Consider the following 341-nt stretch of genomic DNA (forward strand, 5'->3'; position numbering starts at 1 on the left):
CGGGATCTGTACGACAACAGCATTGTGGCTTACAAAACGGCAACATCCCAGACAGTCAATCTGGTGCTGGACACCGTTCGCCTTGCTCTCAAAAAAGAGAAAGTCGCTGGGGAGTTGCAGCTCCACAGCGACCAGGGGTTTCAGTATACCTCACAAGCGTACTTTAACCTGACTAAAGAATACGGTATTACGCCGTCCATGTCAAGGCGGGGAAACTGCTATGACAATGCTATGGCCGAGAATTTCTTTGGTATTCTGAAAACCGAATGCATTTACCGACAAAAGCTCAAAACGTTTCAGCAGGCCAACGACCTGATCGACGAATACATTCACTTCTATAA

Annotated in this window: 1 protein-coding gene; it reads left to right on the top strand. The window is 47.2% G+C overall.

The annotated features are described in order from the left end of the window. The coding region (locus JCM17207_RS09720) for a DDE-type integrase/transposase/recombinase (protein ID WP_238317470.1) at positions 1-341 on the top strand (341 nt) is incomplete at both ends.

The organism is Faecalibacterium gallinarum (genome assembly GCF_022180365.1).
Classification (GTDB): Bacteria; Bacillota; Clostridia; order Oscillospirales; family Ruminococcaceae; genus Faecalibacterium; species Faecalibacterium gallinarum.